Source organism: Streptomyces sp. CRN 30 (assembly GCF_034105845.1).
This window is the reverse complement of the sequence record NZ_JAVRHI010000281.1, coordinates 40,220-62,735: the sequence shown is the minus strand read 5'-3', so window position 1 is coordinate 62,735 and position 22,516 is coordinate 40,220. Positions and strand designations below refer to the sequence as shown.

Below are 22,516 nucleotides of genomic sequence, written 5' to 3'. Positions count from 1 at the left end.
GCGGCCCTCGAAACGCTCATGCGTCCGAGGGCCGCCTTCGTGCTGCCCGGGCCGGCGTCAGACCGCGCCACCCGGCCTGGGCAGGGGTTCGCCGTACCAGAGTTCGATCAGACGGGCCGCGATGGAGATGCCGTAGGGCGGGAGGACCTCGCCGGACTCGAAGGCGGTCCGCAGCTCGTCGCGGGAGAACCAGCGGGCCTCGGAGATCTCGTCACCGTCGACGTTGATGTCGGTGGAGGTGGCGCGGGCGAGGAAGCCGAGCATGAGGCTGGACGGGAAGGGCCAGGGCTGGCTGGCGACGTACTCGACCTCGCCGATGGTGATGCCGGCCTCCTCGAACACCTCACGGCGCACGGACTGCTCGATGGCCTCGCCGGGCTCCACGAAGCCGGCCAGGGTGGAGAAGCGGCCTTCGGGCCAGTGCACCTGGCGGCCGAGCAGGAGACGGTCGTCGTCGTCCGTCACCGCCATGATCACCGCGGGGTCGGTGCGCGGGTAGTGCTCCGCGCCGCAGGCCTGGCAGCGGCGGATGTGGCCGGCCGCCGCGATGACGGTGCGCTCGCCGCAGCGTGAGCAGAAGCGGTGGGTGCGCTGCCAGTTCTCCAGCCCGACCGCGTGCACCATGAGACCGGTGTCACGCGGGGAGAGCAGCAGGCCCGCCTCGCGCAGGCCCGCCGGGCGGGCGGACTGGTCCATGCGGCCGGGGAGGGCGTCCTTCTGCAGGGCGAAGTAGCTCACACCGTCGTCGTCGATGCCCAGGAAGTAGCGGTGGGCCTCGGTGAGGGGGGCCTCGAAGGAGGGGGTCATGACGAGCTCGGTGGCGCCGTCCTCCGTCTCGTCGATGAGCACCTGGCCACCGGAGACCACGAAGCAGCGCGTGGTGGGGTGGCTCCACGCCGCCGCGAGCCAGGCCTCGTCGAGTCGGTGGTGGGCGGCCCGGTCGATGCCGCTGGGGGCGGTCAGTGAGATGGGACGGTCGGTGGTGCGGTCGGTGGTGCGGTCGGTCCGGGTGGTCACAGGTGCTTCCAACTCCCCCGTGGGAACGGTGGTCTCGACGGGCTGCTCGGCGGGCGGTTCGGCAGGGTGTGCGGCGGGCGGTGGCAGGTGCGGAGCCTTCCTCAGGGTTTCTCGTGTGCCTCGCGCCGGCTTCCGGCCAGCTCGCCCCAGAGGTGGGCGCTGGTCTCGACGCCTTTGAGGAGCAGGTCGAGTTCGATCTTCTCGTTCGGTGCGTGCCAGCCGTCGGACGGGACGGAGACGCCCAGGAAGAGCACGGGTGCGCCGAGGACGTCCTGGAGGTCGGCCGCGGGTCCGGAGCCGCCTTCGCGCGTGAAGCGCACCGGCTTGTCGAAGGCGCGGCCCATGGCGCGTACGACGGACTGCAGGGCCGGGTGGTCGAGCGGGGTCAGGCACGGGCGAGTGGCCGCGCCGAAGACGACCTCGCAGCGGATGCCGTCCGGCACCTGGTCGGCCGCCCAGTCGCGGACGGCCTTCTCTATGTGGTCGGGGTCCTGTCCGGCGACCAGCCTGAAGGACAGCTTCACCCTGGCCGAGGAGGGGACGACGGTCTTGCTGCCGGGGCCCTGGTAGCCGCCGCCGATGCCGTTGACCTCGGCGGTCGGGCGGGCCCAGATCCGCTCCAGGGTGGTGTACCCGGCTTCTCCGTGCGTCGCCGTCGATCTGGCCGTCGCCAGCCAGCTCCGCTCGTCGAAGGGGAGCTCGGCGAAGAGCGCGCGTTCGCGGTCGGTGAGCTCGACGACACCGTCGTAGAAGCCGGGGACGGCCACGCGCGCGTGCTCGTCGTGCAGGGCGGCGACGAGGCGGGCGGCGGCGGTGGCGGGGTTGGGGACGGCGCCGCCGAAGGAGCCGGAGTGGATGTCCTGCGTCGGACCGTGGAGCCGGATCTCGCACTCGGCGAGGCCGCGCATACCGGTGCACACCGTGGGAGTGTCCTCGTCCCACATGCCGGTGTCGGAGATGATCACGGTGTCGGCGGCGAGACGGTCGGCGTGTTGTTCGACCAAGGCGCGGAAGTGCGGGGAGCCGGACTCCTCCTCGCCCTCGACGAGCATCTTCAGGTGCACGGCCGGAGCGGTGCGGCCGGTGGCGGCGAGGTGCGCGCGGACGCCGAGTGTGTGGAAGAACACCTGGCCCTTGTCGTCGGCGGCCCCGCGCGCGTGGAGGCGGTTGCCGCGGACGACGGGCTGGAAGGGTTCGGTGTCCCAGCCGTCCTCGCGGGCGGCGGGCTGGACGTCGTGGTGCCCGTAGACGAGGACCGTGGGGGCCTCGGGGTCGTCGGAGGGCCATTCCGCGAAGACGGCGGGGGCACCGGGGGTCTCCCAGACCTCGGCGGTCGGGAAGCCGGTTCCCTGCAATCGAGCGGCGAGCCAGTCCGCGCTGCGCCGTACGTCCGCGGTGTGCTCGGGCTGGGCCGACACCGAGGGAATGCGCAGCCATTGCATGAGGTCGTCGAGGAAGGCGGCGCGATGGTTTTGGATGTACGTGCGGACAACGCTGACGGCGTTGTCAACGGGCTTGCTCATGCTCACGAGCCTATCGGCCCGCGCGGACATGCTGGTCAGGCGGTTCGTCGGCGGCCGGATTCCGGGTGTCCGTGCCCGCCTCCTCCCGCAGCAGCCGTTCGAGCGCGGCCCGGTCGGGGAGGTCCGCGGGGTGGACGACGTCCCCGGTCCGTACGTAGACGAACGCGGCCTTGACGGTGTGCAGGGGCACACCGTGCTGCTCGGCCCAGGCGAGACGGTAGAGCGCGAGCTGGAGGGGGTCCGCGGTACGGGAGCGACTGGTCTTCCAGTCGACGATCTCGTACGTCGTGCCCTCGCCGTCCTCGCCCTCGTAGACGGCGTCGATGCGGCCGCGGACGACCCGTCCGGCGATCGTGATCTGGAAGGGCGCCTCGATGCGGTACGGCGTCCGGTGGGCGTACCGGGTGCGCTCGAACGCGTCCTTGAGCGCCTCCAGGTCGCGCTCGTCGGCGATCTCCGCATCGCTCCCGGGCAGCTCCTCGGGCTCCAGCATGGGCAGGCGCAGCGCCTCGAAGCGTGCCTCGACCCAGGCGTGGAAGCGGGTGCCGCGGCGTGCGGCGGGCTGCGGGGGCCGCGGCATGGGGCGCGCGAGCTCCTGGGCGAAACCGTCCGGGTCGGCGGCCAGGTGCAGCATCTGGGTCACGGTCAGGGACGCCGGCAAGGGGACGTCGGTGACGCGCTGACGGGCGCGCAGCAGCTCTCCGGTGAGGGCGTCCAGGTCACGGTCCCAGGAGGCGATGGTGCGGGCCTCCTCGGGAGTCAGGGGCTGCGGGTCCGCGGGGTGCGGGCCGGCCGCCTCCGCAGGGTGCGGGCGGGCCTCGGCGGCCGGTGCCTGGTGGGGGATCGCGGGCCGGTCGCTCGTCCACGAATCCCAGTCCGCGGTGTCGTCCTCGGGAACGCCCGGCCCAGTGTGCTCCTCCGGGTGGTCGTCCGCCGGGTGAGGAAGCTCACCGTCGGCGAGGTCGTCGTAGGGCGGCTCGGTGTCCGCCTCGTCCGGCGGAGACGGCCACTCGGGATCACCGTGGGAGGCCGGGTCGTGTACGGCGCCGGGGCGGGCGGGCCCGTCGGGGGCGAGGCCCTCCAGGTGGGACAGGACGGTCTCGGCGGCGGCCCGTCGACGGGCCAGGGCGACGTCGTCGAGCGGGAGCGGCCACGCGTGGTCGGCGGCGGCTTCCTCCAGGGCGGGGTTCTCCGCGCCCTCCTCCGGCTCGTCCGCCCAGTGCTCGATCTCGCCGTGGCCGGCGGCGCAGTGGTCGTACAGGGCCGTCAGGAAATCGGACGGGCCGCGCGGGCGCTTCTGGGAGGGGCCCCACCAGTGGCCGGAGCCTAGGAGCAGGGATCGGGGGCGGGTGAACGTGACGTAGCCGAGGCGGAGCTCCTCGGTGTGCTGGTGGTCCTTCATGGCCTCGTGGAAGGCCTTCAGGCCCCGGGAGTCCCAGGCCTCGACGTCGGGCAGGGTGGCGGCGTCGCCGCGCAGCCCGTGCGGGAGGACCTTGCCCTGGGAGGTCCACTTCTCGCGTCCCTGGCTGCTCGGGAAGGTGCCGGTGACCAGTCCGGGGACCGCCACGACGTCCCATTCGAGCCCCTTGGACCGGTGGGCGGTGAGCACCTTGACGGTGTTCTCGCCGCCGGGGAGGGCGTTGTCGAGGCCCTTCTCGTACTGGGCGGCCGTGCGCAGGAAGCCGAGGAAGCCGAGCAGGGTGGCCTCGCCGTCACTGCTCGCGGCGAAGGAGGCGGCGATGTCCAGGAAGTTGGACAGCGTCTCGCGGCGGCGGGCGGCCAGGGCGTGCGGGGACGCGGAGAGCTCCACCTCGAGGCCGGTGACGGCGAGCACGCGGTGCAGCACGTCCATGAGCGGGTCGGCGAGGGAGCGGCGCAGGTCGCGCAGTTCCGCGGCGAGCCGCGCGAAGCGCACGCGCGCGTCCGGCGAGAAGGGCAGCCCGTCGTCACCCCGCTCGGCCTCGATCGGCAGCTCCAGGAACGTGTCGAGGGCGTCCGCCAGCGAGATCACCTCGGCCGGGTCGGTGCCCTCGACGGCCGCCGCGAGCCGCCGGTCGGGGTCGTCGTCGGGGCCCACGCGCGCGTGCGGTACGAGGAGCCGGGCGCGCCGCCCCAGGAGGGCGAGGTCGCGGGCGCCGATGCGCCAGCGGGGCCCGGTGAGCAGCCGGACCAGGGAGGCGTTGGCGCCGGGGTCCTGGAGGACCTCGCAGACGGCGACGAGGTCGGCGACCTCGGGGAGGTGCAGCAGGCCGGAGAGGCCGACGACCTCGACGGGGATGTCGCGGTCGACGAGGGCGCCCTGGATCTCGGCGAAGTCGGTCGCGGTGCGGCACAGCACGGCGATCTCCCCTGGTGCCGTGCCGGTGCGCACGAGGTGACCGATCGAGTCGGCGATCCAGTCGATCTCCTCGGCATGGGTGGGCAGCAGGGCGCAGCGGACCGTGCCGTCGCGTTCGGCGCCGGGGGCGGGGCTGAGGGCCTCCACGCCCGCGTGCAGGGCGCGCAGGGGCTCGGCGAGGCCGTTGGCGAGGTCGAGGAGGCGGCCGCCGCTGCGGCGGTTCTGGCTGAGCGCCTGGCGGGTCGCGGCGCGGCCGTCGGCGTGCGCGAAGTGTTCGGGGAAGTCGTCGAGGTTGGCGACGGAGGCGCCGCGCCAGCCGTAGATGGCCTGGCAGGGGTCGCCTACCGCGGTCACCGGGTGGCCCGTGCCGTCGCCGAAGAGGCCCGCGAGGAGGACGCGCTGGGCCACGGACGTGTCCTGGTACTCGTCGAGCAGGACCACGCGGAACTCGTCCCGGAGGATGCGGCCCACCTCCGGGAGGCCGGCGAGGCGCGCGGAGAGGGCGATCTGGTCGCCGAAGTCCAGCAGGTCGCGTTCGCGCTTGGCCGCCCTGTACCGGTCGACGAGGGCGGCGAGCTCGCGGCGGGCGACGGCCGTCTCGGGGACCTTGCGCAGGTCGGCGTTGGTGAGCTTGGCGCCCTCCAGGGTGCGCAGCAGTGCGGTGTCGTACGCGCGCAGCTCATGGGGCTGGACGAGGTGTTCGGCGAGCTCGGAGTCGAGGGCGAGGAGGTCGCTGACGAGGTCGGGGAAGGAGCGGGTGAGCGCCGGGTAGGGGCCGGGGGCCTCCCGGAGCACGCGCGCGGCGAGCTGGTAGCGGGTGGCGTCGGCGAGGAGGCGGGAGGTGGGTTCGAGTCCGATGCGCAGGCCGTGGTCGGTCAGCAGGCGGCCCGCGAAGGCGTGGTAGGTGGAGATGACGGGCTCGCCCGGCGGGTTGTCGGGGTCGATGGCGTCCGGGTCGGTGACACCCGCCTTGACGAGGGCCCTGCGGACGCGTTCGGCGAGTTCGCCGGCCGCCTTGTTGGTGAACGTCAGTCCGAGCACCTGTTCGGGGGTGACCTGGCCGGTGCCGACCAGCCACACCACGCGCGCGGCCATCACCGTGGTCTTGCCGGAGCCGGCTCCGGCCACGATCACCTGCGGGGCGGGCGGCGCGATGATGCAGGCCGTCTGCTCCGGTGTGAACGGGATGCCGAGGAGCTCCTTGAGCTGTTCGGGATCGGTGAGGCGAGCGGACACCCCAGGAAGGCTAGCGGCGGTGACTGACAGTGGGTGCCGGATCGTCGTCCGGGCCGGGAGAAGCGCAGGTCAGCACGGGTGGTGTTCTCGGTCACGGAGGTTACGGAGGCCCCGGACCGGTCCCTTGCGGAGGGCGGCGCGACGGTCCGTGACGGGCGTCACTCGACCACGTGGCGGCCCTCGGGGCGGGCGCTGCAGGACGCCCGGAAGGCGCAGTGCGCGCAGTGCTGGCCCGTGGTCGGGGAGAACCGTTCGTCGAGGACCTTGCCGGCGGCGGTGGCCAGCAGTTCCCCGACCCACTCCCCTTCCAGGGGCTCCTGTGCCTGCACCTTGGGCAGGGTGTCCCCGCCGTCCCGCTTGGCGGCTCCCTGCCGCAGCTGGACGAGCTCGGCGCCGCCCGGCTCGGGCCGGGCGCCGTCGAAGGCGTCGTCGACGGCGCCCTCGCGGACGGCGAGCTGGTACACGGCCAGCTGGGGGTGGCGGGTCACCTCGGCGGAGCTGGGCGCCTGCTTGCCCGTCTTGAAGTCGACCACGTAGGCGCGGCCCTCACCGTCCGCCTCGACGCGGTCCATGGAACCGCGGATGCGTACCTCGTACGCGCCCGCCGCCGCCAGCGTCACGTCGAACTCGTGCTCGCTGGCCACCGGCGTGCGCCCGGTGCGGTCCATGACGTGCCACTGCAGGAAGCGCTCGAGCGCCACGCGCGCGTGCTCCTTCTCCTGGTCCGACTTCCAGGGGGCGTCGAAGGCGAGCGCGTTCCACACGGAGTCGAGGCGTTCCATGAGGACGTCGAGGTCGGCGGGGGTGCGGCCGGAGGCGACCTCGTCGGCGAGGACGTGCACGACGTTCCCGAAGCCCTGGGCGGCGGTCGCGGGCGCGTCGGCCTTCACCTCGCGGCCGAGGAACCACTGCAGGGCGCAGGTGTTGGCGAGCTGGTCGAGGGCGCTGCCGGAGAGCACGACGGGCTGGTCGCGGTCCCTCAGGGGCACCTTGCTCTCGGTGGGCTCGAACATGCCCCACCAGCGGTAGGGGTGGGCCGCGGGCACCAGCGGGCGGCCGTCCTCGTCGCCGAGCGCGGCGAGCCGGGCCAGGCGGCGGGCGGCGGCCTGCCGGAGTGCGTCGGAGGCGCGCGGGTCGACGGTCGTGGCGCGCAGTTCGGCGACGAGCGCGGCGACGGCGAGCGGCCTGCGGGGGCGGCCGGTGACGTCCTGGGGCTCGACACCCAGTTCGGTGAGGAAGCGGGAGGGCTGGTCCCCGTCGTCGGCCGCGGCCTTGACCGCGGTGACGACGAGGCGGTCCCGCGCGCGCGTGGCGGCCACGTAGAACAGGCGCCGCTCCTCCGCGAGGAGGGCCTTGGGGGTGAGCGGTTCGGCGAGGCCGTCGCGGCCGATGCGGTCGGCCTCCAGCAGCGAGCCGCGGCGGCGCAGGTCCGGCCATAGGCCTTCCTGGACGCCCGCGACGACGACCAGGCGCCACTCCAGGCCCTTGGAGCGGTGGGCGGTCATGAGGCGGACGGCATCGGGGCGCACGGCGCGCCGGGTGAGCGTGTCGGCGGCGATGTCCTCGGCCTCGATCTCCTCCAGGAAGTTCAGCGCGCCCCGGCCGCCGGTGCGCTCCTCCGCGCGCGCGGCCGTCGCGAAGAGGGCGCACACGGCGTCGAGGTCACGGTCCGCGTTGCGGCCGGCCGCGCCGCCGCGCCGGGCCGCCCACGCCAGCCGCCCGGGCCAGGGCGTGCCGTTCCACAGCTCCCACAGCGCTTCCTCGGCCGTGCCGCCGTCCGCGAGGCGGGTGCGGGTCCTGCGCAGCAGCTCACCGAGGCGCTGGGCGCCGCGCGCGTAGGCCGGGTCGTGCGCGATCAGCCGCTCCGGTTCGGCCAGCGCGCGGGCCAGCAGTTCGTCCGAGGGCGGCGGTACGGGGTTGCCGGCGGCCCGTTCCTCCTCGCGCAGGGCGCGGCCGAGGCGGCGCAGATCGGCGGTGTCCATGCCCGCGAGGGGGGAGACGAGGAGGTCCAGCGCGGTCTCGGTGTCGAGCCACGAGGGCCGTGGCCGGGGTCCGTCCGCGGTGGCGTCCGCCGCCTCGGGCTCGTCCCGGTCGTGGGCGGTGCCGTCCTCCGGGCCGGTGCTCCCGCGGTCCCGGGCCGTGTCGTCCGTTCGGTCCCGGACCGTGTCCTCCGTCTCCTCCAGTTCGGCGCGTGCCACCGCCCGCAGTGCCGTCAGCAGGGGGGCGACCGCGGGTTCGTGCCGCAGTGGGAGGTCGTCGCCGTCGATCTCCAGGGGCACGCCGGCCGCGGTGAGCGTGCGCCGGACCGAGGGGATGGTGCGGGAACCCGCCCGCACCAGGACGGCCATGTCGCGCCACGGGACGCCGTCCTCCAGATGGGCCCGGCGCAGGATGTCGGCGATGTTGTCGAGTTCGGTGCCCGGGGTCGGGTACGTGTAGACCTCCACCTGCCCGCCGTCCCGTGCGGGTGACAGCTCACGGTGGGCCCGCACCTTCTCCGCCGGGAGACGGGTGAGCGGCATGCGCAGCGTCAGCGCGCGGGTGGCGTCGAGCAGGCCGGCGGCGGAGCGGCGGGACGTGCGCAGGACCTCCACGGGGGCCGGACGGCCGTCCGCGCGCGGGAACGCGTCCGGGAAGTCGAGGATGCCGTTCACGTCGGCGCCGCGGAAGGCGTAGATGGACTGGTCGGGGTCGCCGAAGGCGACGAGGGTGCGACCGCCTCCGGCCAGCGCCCGGAGCAGCCGGAGCTGGGCCGGGTCCGTGTCCTGGTACTCGTCCACGTACACCGCGTCGTACTGGGCGGCGAGGCCCTCGGCCACGCGGGGACGGTGGGCGAGGAGGACCGCGCGGTGGACGAGTTCGGCGTAGTCGAGCACGCCTTGCAGGTCGAGGACATCGAGGTACTCGGCGAGGAAGGCGGCGGCCGCCCGCCAGTCCGGGCGGCCGATGCGCCGGGCGAAGGCGTCCAGGGCGCCGGGGCCCAGTCCCAGTTCACGGCTGCGGGCCAGCACCGCGCGGACCTCGTCGGCGAACCCGCGCGTGGTGAGGCAGGCACGCAGTTCGTCGGGCCAGCGGACGTGGGCGAGCCCGAGGTCTTCCAGGCCGGGCTGGCCCGCCAGCAGCTCGCGGACCGCCACGTCCTGCTCGGGGCCGGAGAGCAGCCGCAGGGGCTCGACGAACAGGTCGCTGTCCTGGTGGGCGCGGACCAGGGCGTAGCAGAAGGAGTGGAAGGTGGTCGCCCGCGGAGCGCGTGCGGCGCCCATGCGCAGCGCCATGCGGTCCCTGAGCTCGACGGCCGCCTTGCGGCTGAAGGTGAGTACCAGGACGCGCTCCGGGTCCGCCCCGCGCGCGATGCGGGCCGCCACGGACTCGACGAGCGTGGTCGTCTTCCCGGTGCCGGGACCCGCGAGGACGAGCAACGGGCCGGCGTCGTGGTCAACCACGGCACGCTGCTCTGCGTCCAGACGAGGAGAGGCCGCCCGGGCCGGCGGGGTACGCACCAGTCGATAGGCGCCACGGGGCCCCTGCCGTACCGAGTGGTGCGGCAGGCGTCGGGTGGAGGAAGAGGAGCTCACGTGGTTCGCCGGTCCTGGTGGGTGTGCTGGTCGGCGGCCGGCCGCGGGTGGCGGGCGGTGGCCGCGGGATGAGAGGGACGCGCGCAGTCGACGCTACGCCTGCGGGCGGTACGGAAGCGGAGCTTCCTGTTGTTCCCTCCCGGCACGCGTGCCCCTCGCCCCTCGAACGTACGCCATGTCGCTGGCGTGCCTCGGGTCCCTCGTACGGGGCAGGGGCCGGGTCGGCCGGTTCCGGCACCGCGATCCGGGAGGACGTGCCGCCGTCGCCGCCCGCCCGGCGCGGGACGGGAGCGTCAGGTGGGGCGGCCGCCCCGTCCGGTCCCGTCCCACCGGGCCCGCTTCATGTCCACGCGTGGCAGGTGTCCCTCCGCGGCCCGGCCGGCCTCGCGCAGGGGTGTGCCCTCGGCCCGGTAGTGCCCGAGGAGGTCCTGCTCGTGCCCGGCGAGGAACACGCCGTCCGCGCGGACGACCCGCCACCACGGCACGGCTCCCCCGTAGAGCGCCATGACGCGCCCCACCTGCCGGGGGCCGCCCTCCCCCAGCCACTCGGCGACATCGCCGTACGTCATGACGCGCCCGGGCGGGATCAGCTCGGCGACGTCGAGGACCCGCTCCGCGTACTCCGGCAGGGCGTCCGCCGGAAGGCTTTCCTCGCTCATCCGACCCATCCTGCCCGACGTCACCGACAATGGGTCGTGGCAGCGGCTCCGCGCTTCCCTCGCCCTCCCGCGCCGCTTGGGGCAGACTGTGCGCCCCCGCATTGCACCCTGATGTCCGTGTGTGTCGGCGGGGCATGCCACCATCGTGCGGGCGGTGACTGGTGATACGAGACCACGAAGAGACGATGAGGCGGCAGGGCGTGCACCCGGAAGACAGTGCGGGCACCTCTGAGGCGTCGTCGCGCCCGGACACCGCGGACAAGGACGGGACGAACGGCGACCGGACCGGTCCGGACCCGGACGTCGTGCTCGAGGGACACGTCGGCGAGGTGGAGGGCGACGAACCACTGCTCCCCGCGCGCGTGCACCGACCCTCCGACCTCATGCGGCTCCTGGTGGGCGTGCTCGCGATCGTCGTGCTGCTGGGGATCGCCGCGTTCGCCCATGGCACCACATCCGGACTCGAACAGGACATCAACAAGGGCACCGGCCAGGCGCCCGACCTGCTGATCAAGATCGCCGGACTGGCGTCGAGCATCGCGATCCTGCTGGTCCCGGTCGCCTTCGCGATCGAGCGGCTGATCAAGCGGGACGGACTGCGCATCGCCGACGGGGTACTCGCGGCCGTCCTCGCGCACGGAGTGACGCTCGCCACCGATCTGTGGGTCGCGCGCGCCTCCCCTGACTCCATCCAGGACGCCCTGACCCAGCCCTCCCCCGGCGACATCCACGCCCTCACCGATCCGGTGCACGGCTACCTCGCCCCTGTCATCGCGTACATGACAGCCGTGGGCATGTCCCGCAGGCCGCGCTGGCGCGCGGTGCTGTGGATCGTGCTGCTCCTCGACGCGTTCTCGATGCTGGTCACCGGCTACACGACGCCGTTCTCGATCATCCTCACCGTGCTGATCGGCTGGACCGTCGCCTACGGGACGCTGTACGCGGTCGGCTCGCCCAATGTGCGCCCCACGGGACGGACACTGATGGCGGGCCTGCGCCGTGTCGGCTTCACGCCCGTGAGCGCCTCCCGCGTGGAGGCGCCGGACACCTCCGAGACCGGCGACCGGGGCCGGCGGTACTTCGTGACCCTGGAGGACGGCCCGCCCCTGGACGTCACGGTGGTCGACCGGGAGCAGCAGGCACAGGGCTTCTTCTACCGGGTGTGGCGCAACCTCGCCCTGCGCGGCTTCGCCACGCGCCGCAGCCTGCAGTCGCTGCGCCAGGCGCTGGAGCAGGAGGCGCTGCTGGCGTACGCGGCCATCGCGGCCGGCGCCAACGCGCCCAAGCTGATCGCCACCTCGGAACTGGGCCCGGACGCCGTGATGCTCGTCTACGAGCACGCCGGCGGCCGCACCCTCGACTCCCTGGCGGACGAGGAGATCACCGACGACCTGCTGCGGGAGACCTGGCACCAGGTGAAGGCCCTGCAGTCGCGGCGCATCGCGCACCGCCGGCTGGCCGGGGACGCGATCGTGGTGGATCGTTCCGGCACGGTGGTCCTCACCGATCTGCGCGGTGGTGAGATCGCCGCCGGTGACCTGCTGCTGCGGATGGACATCGCCCAACTGGTGACCACGCTCGGACTGCGCGTCGGTGCCGAACGTGCCGTGGCGTCCGCCGTCGGTGTCCTCGGCCCCGACGCGGTGGCGGACTGTCTGCCGATGCTGCAGCCCATCGCGCTCACCCGCTCCCACCGCGCGACACTGCGCAGACTGGCCCGGGAGCGGGCGGAACGCGAGCGCGAGGCGGTCCTGGAGGCCTCCCAGCTGGCCAAGCAGCTCCGCCTGCAGGAGTCCCAGGGCACCGACGCCGCGACCGACCTCACGAAACCCGGCAAGAAGGCCGTACGCGCCGAGCAGCGGGCCGAGAAGCGGGCGATCGACGAGGCCATAGAAGAGGCGCGTGAGGAGGACCTGCTCACCCAGATCCGCCACCAGGTGCTGCTGATCAGGCCCCAGGCACCGGTCGAACCCGCGCGCCTGGAACGGGTCAGGCCACGCACCCTGATCAGCTTCATCGCCGGCGCCATCGGCGCGTACTTCCTGCTGACGCAGCTCACGCACATCGAGTTCGGGCCGCTCGTCCAGAACGCCGAGTGGGGCTGGGTCGCCGCCGCCGTGCTCTTCGCGGCGCTCAGCTACGTCGCGGCCGCGATGAGCCTGCTGGGCTTCGTCCCGGAGCGGGTCCCCTTCCCCCGGACGGTGGCGGCACAGGTCGCCGGCTCGTTCGTGAAGATCGTGGCGCCCGCCGCAGTGGGCGGTGTCGCCCTCAACACCCGCTTCCTGCAGCGCGCGGGGGTGCGCCCAGGGCTCGCGGTGGCGAGCGTGGGCGCGTCACAGCTGTTCGGTCTCGGCTGCCACATCCTGATGCTGCTGGCGTTCGGCTACCTGACCGGCACCGAGAAGACCCCCTCCCTGTCGCCGTCCCGCACGGTCATCGCGGGCCTGCTGACGGTGGCGGTGCTGGTCCTCGTGGTGACGTCGGTGCCGTTCCTGCGCAAGTTCGTCGTCACGCGCGTGAGGTCACTGTTCGCGGGTGTCGTACCGCGCATGCTGGACGTGCTGCAACGGCCGCAGAAACTGATCACGGGCATCGGTGGCATGCTGCTGCTCACGTTCTGCTTCGTGATGTGCCTGGACGCCTCGATCCGGGCGTTCGGCCCGGAGGACATGCCCGCGCTGAGCCTCGCCAGTGTCGCGGTGGTCTTCCTCGCCGGCAACGCCCTCGGTTCCGCGGCCCCCACCCCCGGCGGCGTCGGCGCAGTCGAGGCCACCCTCACCGTCGGCCTGATCGCCGTCGGCCTCCCCAAGGAGGTCGCCGCCCCCGCGGTACTGCTCTACCGGCTCCTGACCCTGTGGCTGCCCGTCCTGCCGGGCTGGCTGGCGTTCAACCATCTGACACGCAAGGGCGCGTTGTAGGGCGGTGTGCCTCACCCGCACGGCCCACGCCCCGAGCGGGGCCACGGGGCCGGGCCCAGGATGGGGGCATGCCCAAGCCGCCCCGGCCGCGCGCTGCCGCCCTGACCACCACCGTCCTGTTGCTGTGCACACCGCTGGCGGGGTGTGGTGGCGACACCGAGGAGGACGGTGACCTCACGGCCCAGCGACTCGGCTGGAAGGACTGCCCGGCGCCGTCCACGGCCCAGGGCGCCGGCGAGGCACCATCCCCGCTGCCGGACGGCGGCACGTGGCAGTGCGCCACGCTGCGAGCGCCGCTCGACTGGGACGAGCCGGACGGCCGGACGATCGGCATCGCGCTGATCCGGGCCCGGTCGAGCGGTGCCGGCAACGAACGCATCGGTTCGCTCGTGTTCAACTTCGGTGGTCCCGGTGGCTCCGGCGTCACGGCCCTGCCCTCGTTCGCCGAGGACTACGAGAACCTGCGCGCCCGCTACGACCTGGTGAGCTTCGACCCCCGCGGAGTCGGCCGCAGCGCACCGGTGAGGTGCCAGGACGACGCCGCACTCGACACGTACTTCCAGCAGGACACGACGCCCGACAGCACGGCCGAGCAGAAGCGGCTCCTGGACGCCACGAAGGCGTTCAACTCCGCCTGCGAGAAGAACTCCGGCCGGACGTTGCCGCACGTCCGCACCACGGACACGGCCCGCGACATGGAACTGATGCGGCAGGTCCTCGGCGACGACGAGCTGCACTACTTCGGCATCTCCTACGGAACCGAACTGGGCGGCGTCTACGCCCACCTGTTCCCCGGGACGGTGGGCCGAGCCGTGTTCGACGCGGTCGTCGACCCGACGCAGACCGCCGAGCAGGGGTCGCTCGGTCAGGCCGAGGGCTTCCAGCTCGCGCTCGACAACTACGCGGAGGACTGCGTCGCGCAGGCGGACGGCTGCCCGGTGGGCGACGACGTGAAGGACGTCGAGGAGCGGATCGCCCGGCTGCTGAGGGACCTCGACAGCGAGCCGATACCCGGGACCTTCCCGCGTGAGCTCACCCAGACCGCCGCGACCGGCGGGATCGCCCAAGCCCTGTACTCCCAGGACTTCTGGAGCTACCTGACCGAGGGGCTGGAACAGGCCTACGACGGTGACGGCAGCGTGCTGATGCTGCTGTCCGACTCGATGAACGGACGCGACGAGAACGGCGAGTACAGCAACATGACCGCGGCGAACACCGCCGTCAACTGCGCCGACGACAGTGCGCGCTACTCCGTCGCGGACGTCCGGTCCCGGCTCCCCCGGTTCCGGGAAGCGTCTCCCCTTTTCGGCGAGTACCTGGCCTGGGGCATGGTCGGCTGCACCGACTGGGCCGTGCCCGGAGCAGCGGAACACCCCGACGTCAGCGCACCCGGCGCGGCACCGATCCTCGTGATCGGCAACACCGGCGACCCCGCCACGCCGTACGAGGGCGCGCGGAAGATGGCGAGCGCACTGGGCGAAGGAGTCGGAGTCGAGCTCACCTACAAGGGGCAGGGGCACGGCGCGTACGACAGCGGAAACACGTGCGTGCAAGGTGCCGTGAACGGTTATCTGCTGCGGGACGACGTACCCGCAGCAGGCACCGTGTGCTCGTGAAACGGAAGCCATGCGCCCGCAAAAGCACAGGTCAGATAGTTATCCACAGGTCGCATCGGCCCTCGGGACCGTGCGCATACGATGGCATGACCGTCCTCCGCGACCTTCGGTGGACGACGTGGCGAGGGGGGAAGTGCACATGGCGCGATTCGCACGGTGGACGGGACTGGCCGCCGCCGCGGTACTGCTGGTCGGCTGCGGCGGGGGCTCGTCCGCGGACAGCACGGACGACGACAAGGGGGAGGGGACCTCGTCGGCCACGCCCTCGTCCGACGGCACCCCGCTGCCCGCCTCGCTGACCTCGCAGAAGCTCGCGTGGAGCGAGTGCGAGGCCACCTCCGACGCCCCCGCACCCGGCGGCTCCTGGCGGTGCGCGACGCTGAAGGCGCCCCTGGACTGGAACAAGCCGGACGGGGAGACGCTCGACCTCGCGCTGATCCGGTCGAAGGCGAGTGGCAGCGGGGGCGAACGCATCGGCTCGCTGCTGTTCAACTTCGGCGGTCCGGGCGGCTCGGGCGTGTCCATGATGCCCTCGTACGCCGGCATCGCGGGGGACCTGCACGAGCGGTACGACCTGGTGAGCTGGGACCCGCGCGGGGTCGCCGCCAGTGAAGGGGTGCGCTGCCGCAGCGACAAGGACATCCAGGCCGCCGAGACCGTGGACGCCACGCCGGACGACGCGGCCGAGGAGGCGGCGTACCTCAAGGACGCTGCGGACTTCGGGGCGGGCTGCGAGAAGGCCGCGGGCAAACTCCTGGCCCATGTGTCGACGACCGACTCGGCACGCGACATGGACCTGATGCGGCAGGTCCTCGGCGACAACGAGATGCACTACTTCGGCATCTCGTACGGTACGGAACTCGGCGGCGTCTACGCCCACCTGTTCCCCGAGAAGGTGGGCCGGCTGGTATTGGACGCGGTCGTCGATCCGACCGCCGACACCGTGGGCCACGCCAAGAACCAGGCCCGCGGTTTCCAGCGCGCCCTCGACAACTACCTCAAGTCGACCGGACAGGACCCGAAGCAGGGCACGCGGAAGATCGCGAACCTGCTGGAGCGGATCGACGCCGACCCGCTGCCGACCTCGTCCGCGCGCGAGCTCACCCAGACGCTGGCGCTCACCGGGATCGTCCTGCCGCTCTACAGCGAGCAGAGCTGGCCCGTGCTGACCAGCGCGCTCGACGCCGCAGAGGAGGGGGACGGCTCGGAGCTGCTCGCCCTCGCCGACGGGTACAACGAGCGGAACGCCTCGGGACGGTACGGCACGCAGACGCATTCGCAACGGGTCATATCGTGCCTGGACGACAAGCAGCGGCTCACGCTGGAGGACACGAAGAAGGTGCTGCCGGAGTTCCGGAGGATCTCACCGGTGTTCGGGGAGTTCCTGGGCTGGGACACGGCGGGCTGGTGCCACGACTGGCCGGTGCCCGGTCAGTTCGACACGCCGGAGGTGAGCGCGCCGGGAGCGGAACCCGTGCTGGTGGTGGGCAACACCGGGGACCCGGCGACGCCGTACGAGGGCGCGCGGAAGATGGCGGACGAGCTGGGCGAGGGCGTCGGGGTCCTGCTGACCTTCGAGGGCGAGGGCCACGGGGCGTACGGGAGCGGGAGCGACTGCGTGGACTCCACGATCGACACCTACCTGCTGGACGGGAAGGCGCCGCAGGACGGCAAGGTCTGCTCGTAGCGGAGCCGCTGGGCGGACGGACCCTCCGTCGGCCGGCCCCGTCAGAGTCCCGCACGGCCCGGAGCCGCCCCGGCCGGCAGTTGTCCTGGACCGTGCGCACAGCGGGAAGGGGCCCGGCACCCACGGCGCCGAGCCCCTTCACGACCGACGAGCGGGGTCTAGTAGACCGGCTTGTCCGGCTCGATCTGGTTGACCCAGCCGATCACGCCGCCGCCGACGTGGACCGCGTCGGAGAAGCCCGCCGACTTCAGTACGGCGAGGACTTCCGCACTGCGGACACCCGTCTTGCAATGCAAGACGATCTTCTTGTCCTGCGGGAGGGTCTCCAGGGCGGTGCCCATGAGGAACTCGTTCTTCGGGATCAGCTTGGCGCCCGGGATCGAGACGATCTCGTACTCGTTGACCTCGCGGACATCGATGATCTCGATGTTCTCGCCGTCGTCGATCCACTCCTTGAGCTGCTTCGGAGTGATCGTGGAGCCGGCCGCCGCCTCCTGGGCCTCCTCGGAGACGACGCCGCAGAAGGCCTCGTAGTCGATGAGCTCGGTGACGGTCGGGTTCTCGCCGCAGACCGCGCAGTCGGGGTCCTTGCGGACCTTGACCTGGCGGTACTGCATCTCCAGCGCGTCGTAGATCATCAGCCGACCGACCAGCGGCTCACCGATGCCGGCCAGGAGCTTGATGGCCTCGTTGACCTGGATGGAGCCGATGGACGCGCACAGCACGCCCAGGACGCCGCCCTCGGCGCAGGAGGGGACCATGCCGGGCGGCGGGGGCTCCGGGTAGAGGCAGCGGTAGCAGGGACCGTGCTCGGACCAGAACACCGACGCCTGACCGTCGAAGCGGTAGATCGAGCCCCAGATGTAGGGCTTGTTCAGCAGAACACAGGCGTCGTTGACCAGGTAGCGGGTGGCGAAGTTGTCCGTGCCGTCGACGATCAGGTCGTACTGGCTGAAGATGTCCATCACGTTGTCGGCCTCGAGCCGCTCCTCGTGCAGGACCACGTTCACGTACGGGTTGATGCCCTTGACCGAGTCCCGTGCGGACTCGGCCTTGGAACGGCCGATGTCGGACTGACTGTGGATGATCTGGCGCTGCAGGTTCGACTCGTCCACCTCGTCGAACTCCACGATGCCGAGGGTGCCGACACCCGCGGCGGCCAGGTACATCAGAGCGGGCGACCCCAGGCCGCCGGCGCCCACGGCGAGCACCTTGGCGTTCTTCAGCCGCTTCTGCCCGTCCATGCCCACATCGGGAATGATCAGGTGGCGGGAGTACCGGCGGACCTCGTCTACGGTGAGCTCAGCAGCTGGCTCGACCAGGGGTGGCAGCGACACGGGGACTCCGTTGACTCGTCAATCAGTACAGTTGCTCTCCCGGTAACACTGCCACGCCCTTTTTCATTCCGAGACACCCGGTCCAGCAAGCGAGACGAGCCCGTCCCAGTGGCCGGGCAGGGGTGCGCGGGGGGTGGTGCGACCGCCCCGGTCGGGTCAGATACGGCACGCCGCCTCCATCCAGATGTCGGCCAGGGACTCCTCGAGGTTGATGCGGGGTCGCCAGCCGAGACGGTCCCGGGCGGTGCGTACGTCGGCCTGCTGCCAGCTGCCGCAGCCGTCCGGATAGGGATAGGCGAGCGGTGCCGCGTGGTCCGGGTCGTTGCGCGGGTGTCCGACGACGGGCCGGACGTGCCCGGGGGGTCCGTCGAGTTCGTGCAGGGCCCCGCCGTAGCCGGCGACCCGGGCGAGGACGGCGGCGGTGTCGCGCAGGCGCACGGCGCGGCCCGAGCCGATGTTGATCACTCCCTGGGCGGCGGAGAGCGAGGCGGCGTGCACGGCGCGGGCGACGTCGCGGACGTCGATGAAGTCGCGCTGGACGCCGAGGCCGCCGAGCTTGAGTTCGCCGTCGCCGGACTGCATGGCCCGGCGCATGGCCTCGGCGAGCCGGCCGAGGGGCGAGCCGGCCGGGGTGCCGGGACCGGCGGGCGAGAACACGCGCAGCACGACGGCGTCCAGCCCGGAGCCGAGGACCAACTCGGTGCCGGCCAGCTTGCTCACGCCGTACGGGCCGCCGGGGCGCGGCACGGCGTCCTCCGCGGTGGAGGAGCCGGGCTGGCTGGGCCCGTACTCGGCGGCACAGCCGATCTGCACCAGGCGCGCCCCGCAGCCGCTGCGGCGGAGGGCCTCGCAGACGGTGGCGACGGCGACGGTGTTGTGCCGGGTGAGTTCACGCGCGCCGCCCCGGGTGGCTCCGGCGCAGTTGACCACGACTCCGGGGTGGACCGCGTCGAGGAAACGGGTGAGCGCGCCGGGGCTTCCGGTGGCGAGGTCGAACCGTACGTCGGCGTCGTCACCCCGGCCCAGCGCGGTGAGCTGCACGGCCGGATCGGCGAGCAGCCGGTCGGCGACGAAACGGCCGAGATATCCGTTGGCTCCGATCAGCAGGACTCTCATCGGGCGGCTCCCGGGGCGGATTTTCCGGTTCGGGAGGTGATCATCTGGCGTTCTCCTTACAGGTGATGCCGGTGATGCCGTGCATCGGGAAAGGTCCGCGGCGTCGGCCCCGCGGGAGCGGTGCGTCCGGAACCCGTCGTCGGCGCCCGGGCGGTCGTGCCCCGGGTGGTCGAGCGTGACTCGGGTTCCCGAGGGCGTCCTGGGTCCGACCGGTCCAGGACGTGGTGGGGAGGGTGGCGCGCCGGGGGTCAAGGGGATCCGGCGGGCAGGACGTGGGCCGAGGCCCGGGTGAGGGTGCGGGTGGCGTGGACGAGGAGGACCGCAGCGGCCGCTCCGCAGGCGAGTCCCGGTACGGCGCCCGGTCCGTAGGCAGCGACGACGGTCTCCACGGGGACGGACAGGAACGAGCAGCCCGGCAGTCGGCCCGCGAAGACCGTGGCCAGCGCCGTGACCTCGGCCGCCCCCGCCGCACCGAGGAGGGTCGAGGAGAGCCGCGCGCCACCGTGCATCGTGAGGAGACGCGCGAGCAGCAACAGCGCTCCGAGCGGGCCCGCTGCGGCGTACGCGGCGGGCTCGTGCAGCACCGCTCCGCACAGGGCCAGCAACGCGGCCAGGGCACACACCCAGACGGTGATCAGGCCGAGGAGGAGGGGACGTACGGAGTCGGCGAACTCCGCCAGGTTCCGGCTCCCCGCCAGTCCGCGGCGGACGCGTACGGCGAGGAACGCGGCGCACCAGGCCGCGGGGGCGCAGGCCAGCGTGAGGGCCAGCACGGGTGCGGTGGCCAGCGGCCAGGGTTCGTCCGGCCCGCCGGTGAGGGCGGCCGCGAGCAGCCCGTCGCCGCAGAAGGCGTAGGCGAACAGCCAGCAGGTCCACGCGCGTGCGCCGCCCGCGTCCCGGCCGGCCGGGACGTGCAGGGGTCCGCGTCGGAGAGAGGCCCGCAGGCCGAGGAGGACGGCGCCGGCGCCCACCGCGGCGGCCGCGAGGCGTGGCCGGCCCTCGGTGAGATGCGCGCCGGCCACGGCCACCGCGCACAGGGCACCGGGCAGCAGGGCGAAGCCGATCCACCCGGCGCGCGGGTACAGCGGTCCCGCCGGTTCACGCTCCGGGGCCGACGCCCCCTCGGCGCGGGGAACGCGTGCGTACAGCTCCTCGGCGAGCGAGAACACGTCCCGGTGTCGGAAACGGGCGGCGATGCGGTCGGTCATGCCCTGGGCCTCGAGGCGCGCCGCGAGCTCCAGCGGGTCGACGGCCCGCTCGCAGAGCGCGCGATGGCGGTGCATCAGCGCCTTGACGGGGTCGGCGGAGTCCGGCGGTTCGACAGGCGGGGGTGAGGTCTCGGACGGGGACACCGGCCGGCTCGCCTCCCCGGGAGCTCGGCGCGGTGCTGCCATCGGCTGGTCCACGGCATTCTGTTCGGCCGGCTCACCGGACTCCGGCCACGTCCGTGCGGAACCCGCCTCGATCGGGTCCTCCGCATGTCCTCGCTCGTTCATCGCGTCGCCTCCCCCGTCCGCCGGGCAGTCGGCGTCGCCCCGCGATCCGTGGCCGGGGGGAAGGAAGTGGCCAGGAGGGAGGGAGTGGCCGGGAGGGAGGGAGTGGCCGTCGCCACGGCCCAGCGCGGGACCACGGGGGTCGGAGGGCTGGGCCTTCGCGTCCACCGCCAGGGGACGAGTGCCTCGGCCGGGACACCGAACAGCAGCGGCTCTCCCGCCTCGTCCAGGACCTCCCGCCGCGCCGGGGAGCGGGAGATGGTGTCCAGGTAGAGGTCACGGAACGCCGCGGTGTTCCGCTCGACGGTGAACAGCTCGAGGGCTCGTGCGCGGGCTGCCGCACCGAGGCGCGCACGGCGCTCCGGGTCGCGCAACAGGGTCACGCAGGCCCGCGCGAGCGCCCGCGGCTCGCACGGCGGCACGACGAGGCCCGTGTCACCGATGACCTCCGCCACCGCTCCGGTGTCGGTCGAGACCGTCGCCCGGCCGCGGAACATGACCTCCACGAGGTCGGCCGGGAAGCCCTCGGCAGCACTCGGCAGGACGACGACCGCTCCGGCCGCACACGCCCCCGCCAGGCCCGGCACCCCGGGGCCGCCCATCATCTCGAACGACACCGGCTCGTCATCGACCGCGTGCGCGCCCCGTGTCTCGTCGCCGGGGCACAGTTGCCCGGCCAGGGCCTCGCAGCTGCGGAGACCGTCCACGCCGGCCGGCCCTTCGGCGAGTTCCCCGATGATCCGCAGCCGGGCCCTCGGCACACTGCGGCGGATCTCCCCGAAGGCGCGCAGGAGGGAGACCATGTCCTCGGTGGGTGCGATGGGGCCCACCCGGACCAGGGTGTACGGGTCGGCGCGGTCCGCGGAGCCGCCCCCGTCATCGAGGCGGGACACCTCCACGGCGGGGTGAACGGTGCGGATCCGGGCGCGGTCCGCGCCGCAGCGTTCCTGCCAGCGGCGTACGTGTGCGCCGCCGGGTGTGACACAGGCCGCCTGCCGGTACGTCTCGGCTGCCAGCCGCCTGTGGAAGGAGGCGAGCAGTGCCCGGACCGGAGGGGTCCCGCCGGTCCGGAGGTATCGCGCCCGCAGTTCCCCCTCGTACTCCGTGACCAGCAGCGGGACTCCGGAGAAGTGGCGGGCCAGCAGTCCGGGCAGTGCGGCCGCTCCGCCGGCTGTCGCGTGGCACAGGTCGACCGCGCCGAGTCCGTCGGTCCCGTACCAGTCGAGCGAGAGGGGGCGCAGGGCCCGTTCGAGGTGTGCGGTGACGGTGAGCAGATCGGGCACCCGCGCCACTCCCGCGGCGCGCAGTGCGCCCGGCGCGCGACAGGCGTGTTCGAGGGTGCGCACGGCGGCGTCCGAACGCAGCGCGCCGACGAGTCCACCCTCGTCACGGGCGAGCTCGGCGAGCGCGCGGAGCGCATTGCCGAAACGGTCCGCCTCAGTGGCTTCACCTACCTCGTTGATCTCGTCCGTCCCGTCTGCCCCACCTGCCTGCCCACCGGCGCAGAGCGCTGCCGTGAGTTCCCCGTACGCCTCGGTGAACCGCCGTCGCGTCCGGCGGCCGTGGACGACGCCGTCGTCCACGGCCGTCCAGAGCGGGGCGGTCCGTACCCGGTTCACCTGGGGCGGCAGCCGCACCCAGCCCTCGTCCTCCTGCCGCTCGCTGCAGCTGAGCGCGTAGACGTCGAACTCGTGCTGCCCGAGTCCGCGCACGAGGCGGTCGCACCAGAGCCTGGCGTCACCACTCGCATAGGGGTAGCCACCCTCGGTAAGCAGTCCGATGCGCACGTGTGCACCCCCAATCGCCTTCGGGCAGCCACCGTCGGTCCGGCGGCTCGCAGCGGGACGAACGTATGCGGACATGACGGTGGCGCGACGGACGGTTGTCCGTCGCGCCACCGGAAGGGGTGAACGGCCGTAACTTTCCTGCGCGGACGGCGTTTCGCTGCGCCAGAGAATCAACCAGAAGACCAACCAGGAGATCGACCAGTCACGATGCGTC

The 22,516-nt window shown here is 73.1% G+C and carries 12 protein-coding genes; 3 read left to right on the top strand and 9 right to left on the bottom strand.

Annotation, left to right across the window (positions count from 1 at the left end; all coding sequences use genetic code 11):
- Positions 1 to 57 precede the first annotated feature (57 nt).
- From nudC to UW392_RS30105, 5 genes are all read right to left on the bottom strand, one after another.
- Positions 58 to 1,029: an NAD(+) diphosphatase gene (gene nudC, locus UW392_RS30125; protein ID WP_320778306.1), complete on the bottom strand. Its 972-nt coding sequence runs from the start codon at positions 1,027 to 1,029 to the stop codon at positions 58 to 60.
- Between the two features lie 89 nt (positions 1,030 to 1,118).
- Positions 1,119 to 2,540, bottom strand: coding sequence for a dipeptidase (locus UW392_RS30120; RefSeq protein WP_320778305.1), 1,422 nt, complete (start codon positions 2,538 to 2,540; stop codon positions 1,119 to 1,121).
- Positions 2,541 to 2,550: 10 nt separating this feature from the next.
- Entirely contained in the window at positions 2,551 to 6,114 is a 3,564-nt protein-coding gene (locus tag UW392_RS30115) for a UvrD-helicase domain-containing protein (RefSeq protein WP_320778304.1), read from the bottom strand.
- Positions 6,115 to 6,272: 158 nt separating this feature from the next.
- Positions 6,273 to 9,689, bottom strand: a complete 3,417-nt coding sequence (locus tag UW392_RS30110) for an ATP-dependent DNA helicase (protein ID WP_320778303.1) — start codon at positions 9,687 to 9,689, stop codon at positions 6,273 to 6,275.
- A gap of 293 nt (positions 9,690 to 9,982) precedes the next feature.
- Positions 9,983 to 10,348: an MGMT family protein gene (locus UW392_RS30105; RefSeq protein ID WP_320778302.1), complete on the bottom strand. Its 366-nt coding sequence runs from the start codon at positions 10,346 to 10,348 to the stop codon at positions 9,983 to 9,985.
- Positions 10,349 to 10,533: 185 nt separating this feature from the next.
- Between UW392_RS30105 and UW392_RS30100 the strand changes: the two genes are divergently transcribed.
- The 3 genes from UW392_RS30100 (at position 10,534) to UW392_RS30090 (ending at position 16,569) form a co-directional block, all read left to right on the top strand.
- A complete protein-coding gene (locus UW392_RS30100) occupies positions 10,534 to 13,266 on the top strand; it encodes a lysylphosphatidylglycerol synthase transmembrane domain-containing protein (protein ID WP_320778301.1) in 2,733 nt (910 codons plus the stop codon).
- 68 nt (positions 13,267 to 13,334) lie between these two features.
- On the top strand, positions 13,335 to 14,882 hold the full coding sequence (locus UW392_RS30095) for an alpha/beta hydrolase (RefSeq protein ID WP_320778300.1): 1,548 nt from the start codon (positions 13,335 to 13,337) through the stop codon (positions 14,880 to 14,882).
- Positions 14,883 to 15,021: 139 nt separating this feature from the next.
- Complete coding sequence (locus UW392_RS30090; RefSeq protein ID WP_320778299.1) at positions 15,022 to 16,569, top strand: alpha/beta hydrolase; 1,548 nt, start codon at positions 15,022 to 15,024, stop codon at positions 16,567 to 16,569.
- Positions 16,570 to 16,727: 158 nt separating this feature from the next.
- Here the strand turns inward: UW392_RS30090 and moeZ are convergent, their stop codons facing one another.
- The 4 genes from moeZ to UW392_RS30070 all read right to left on the bottom strand — a co-directional run bounded on the left by moeZ (position 16,728) and on the right by UW392_RS30070 (position 22,302).
- Positions 16,728 to 17,906, bottom strand: a complete 1,179-nt coding sequence (gene moeZ / locus UW392_RS30085) for an adenylyltransferase/sulfurtransferase MoeZ (RefSeq protein WP_320778298.1) — start codon at positions 17,904 to 17,906, stop codon at positions 16,728 to 16,730.
- Positions 17,907 to 18,062: 156 nt separating this feature from the next.
- Positions 18,063 to 19,022 carry an NAD-dependent epimerase/dehydratase family protein gene (locus tag UW392_RS30080; protein WP_320778297.1) on the bottom strand — a complete coding sequence of 320 codons (960 nt, stop codon included), beginning with the start codon at positions 19,020 to 19,022 and terminating at the stop codon, positions 18,063 to 18,065.
- A gap of 248 nt (positions 19,023 to 19,270) precedes the next feature.
- Complete coding sequence (locus UW392_RS30075; RefSeq protein WP_320778296.1) at positions 19,271 to 20,374, bottom strand: hypothetical protein; 1,104 nt, start codon at positions 20,372 to 20,374, stop codon at positions 19,271 to 19,273.
- A gap of 140 nt (positions 20,375 to 20,514) precedes the next feature.
- On the bottom strand, positions 20,515 to 22,302 hold the full coding sequence (locus UW392_RS30070; RefSeq protein WP_320778295.1) for a DUF3492 domain-containing protein: 1,788 nt from the start codon (positions 22,300 to 22,302) through the stop codon (positions 20,515 to 20,517).
- Positions 22,303 to 22,516 lie beyond the last annotated feature (214 nt).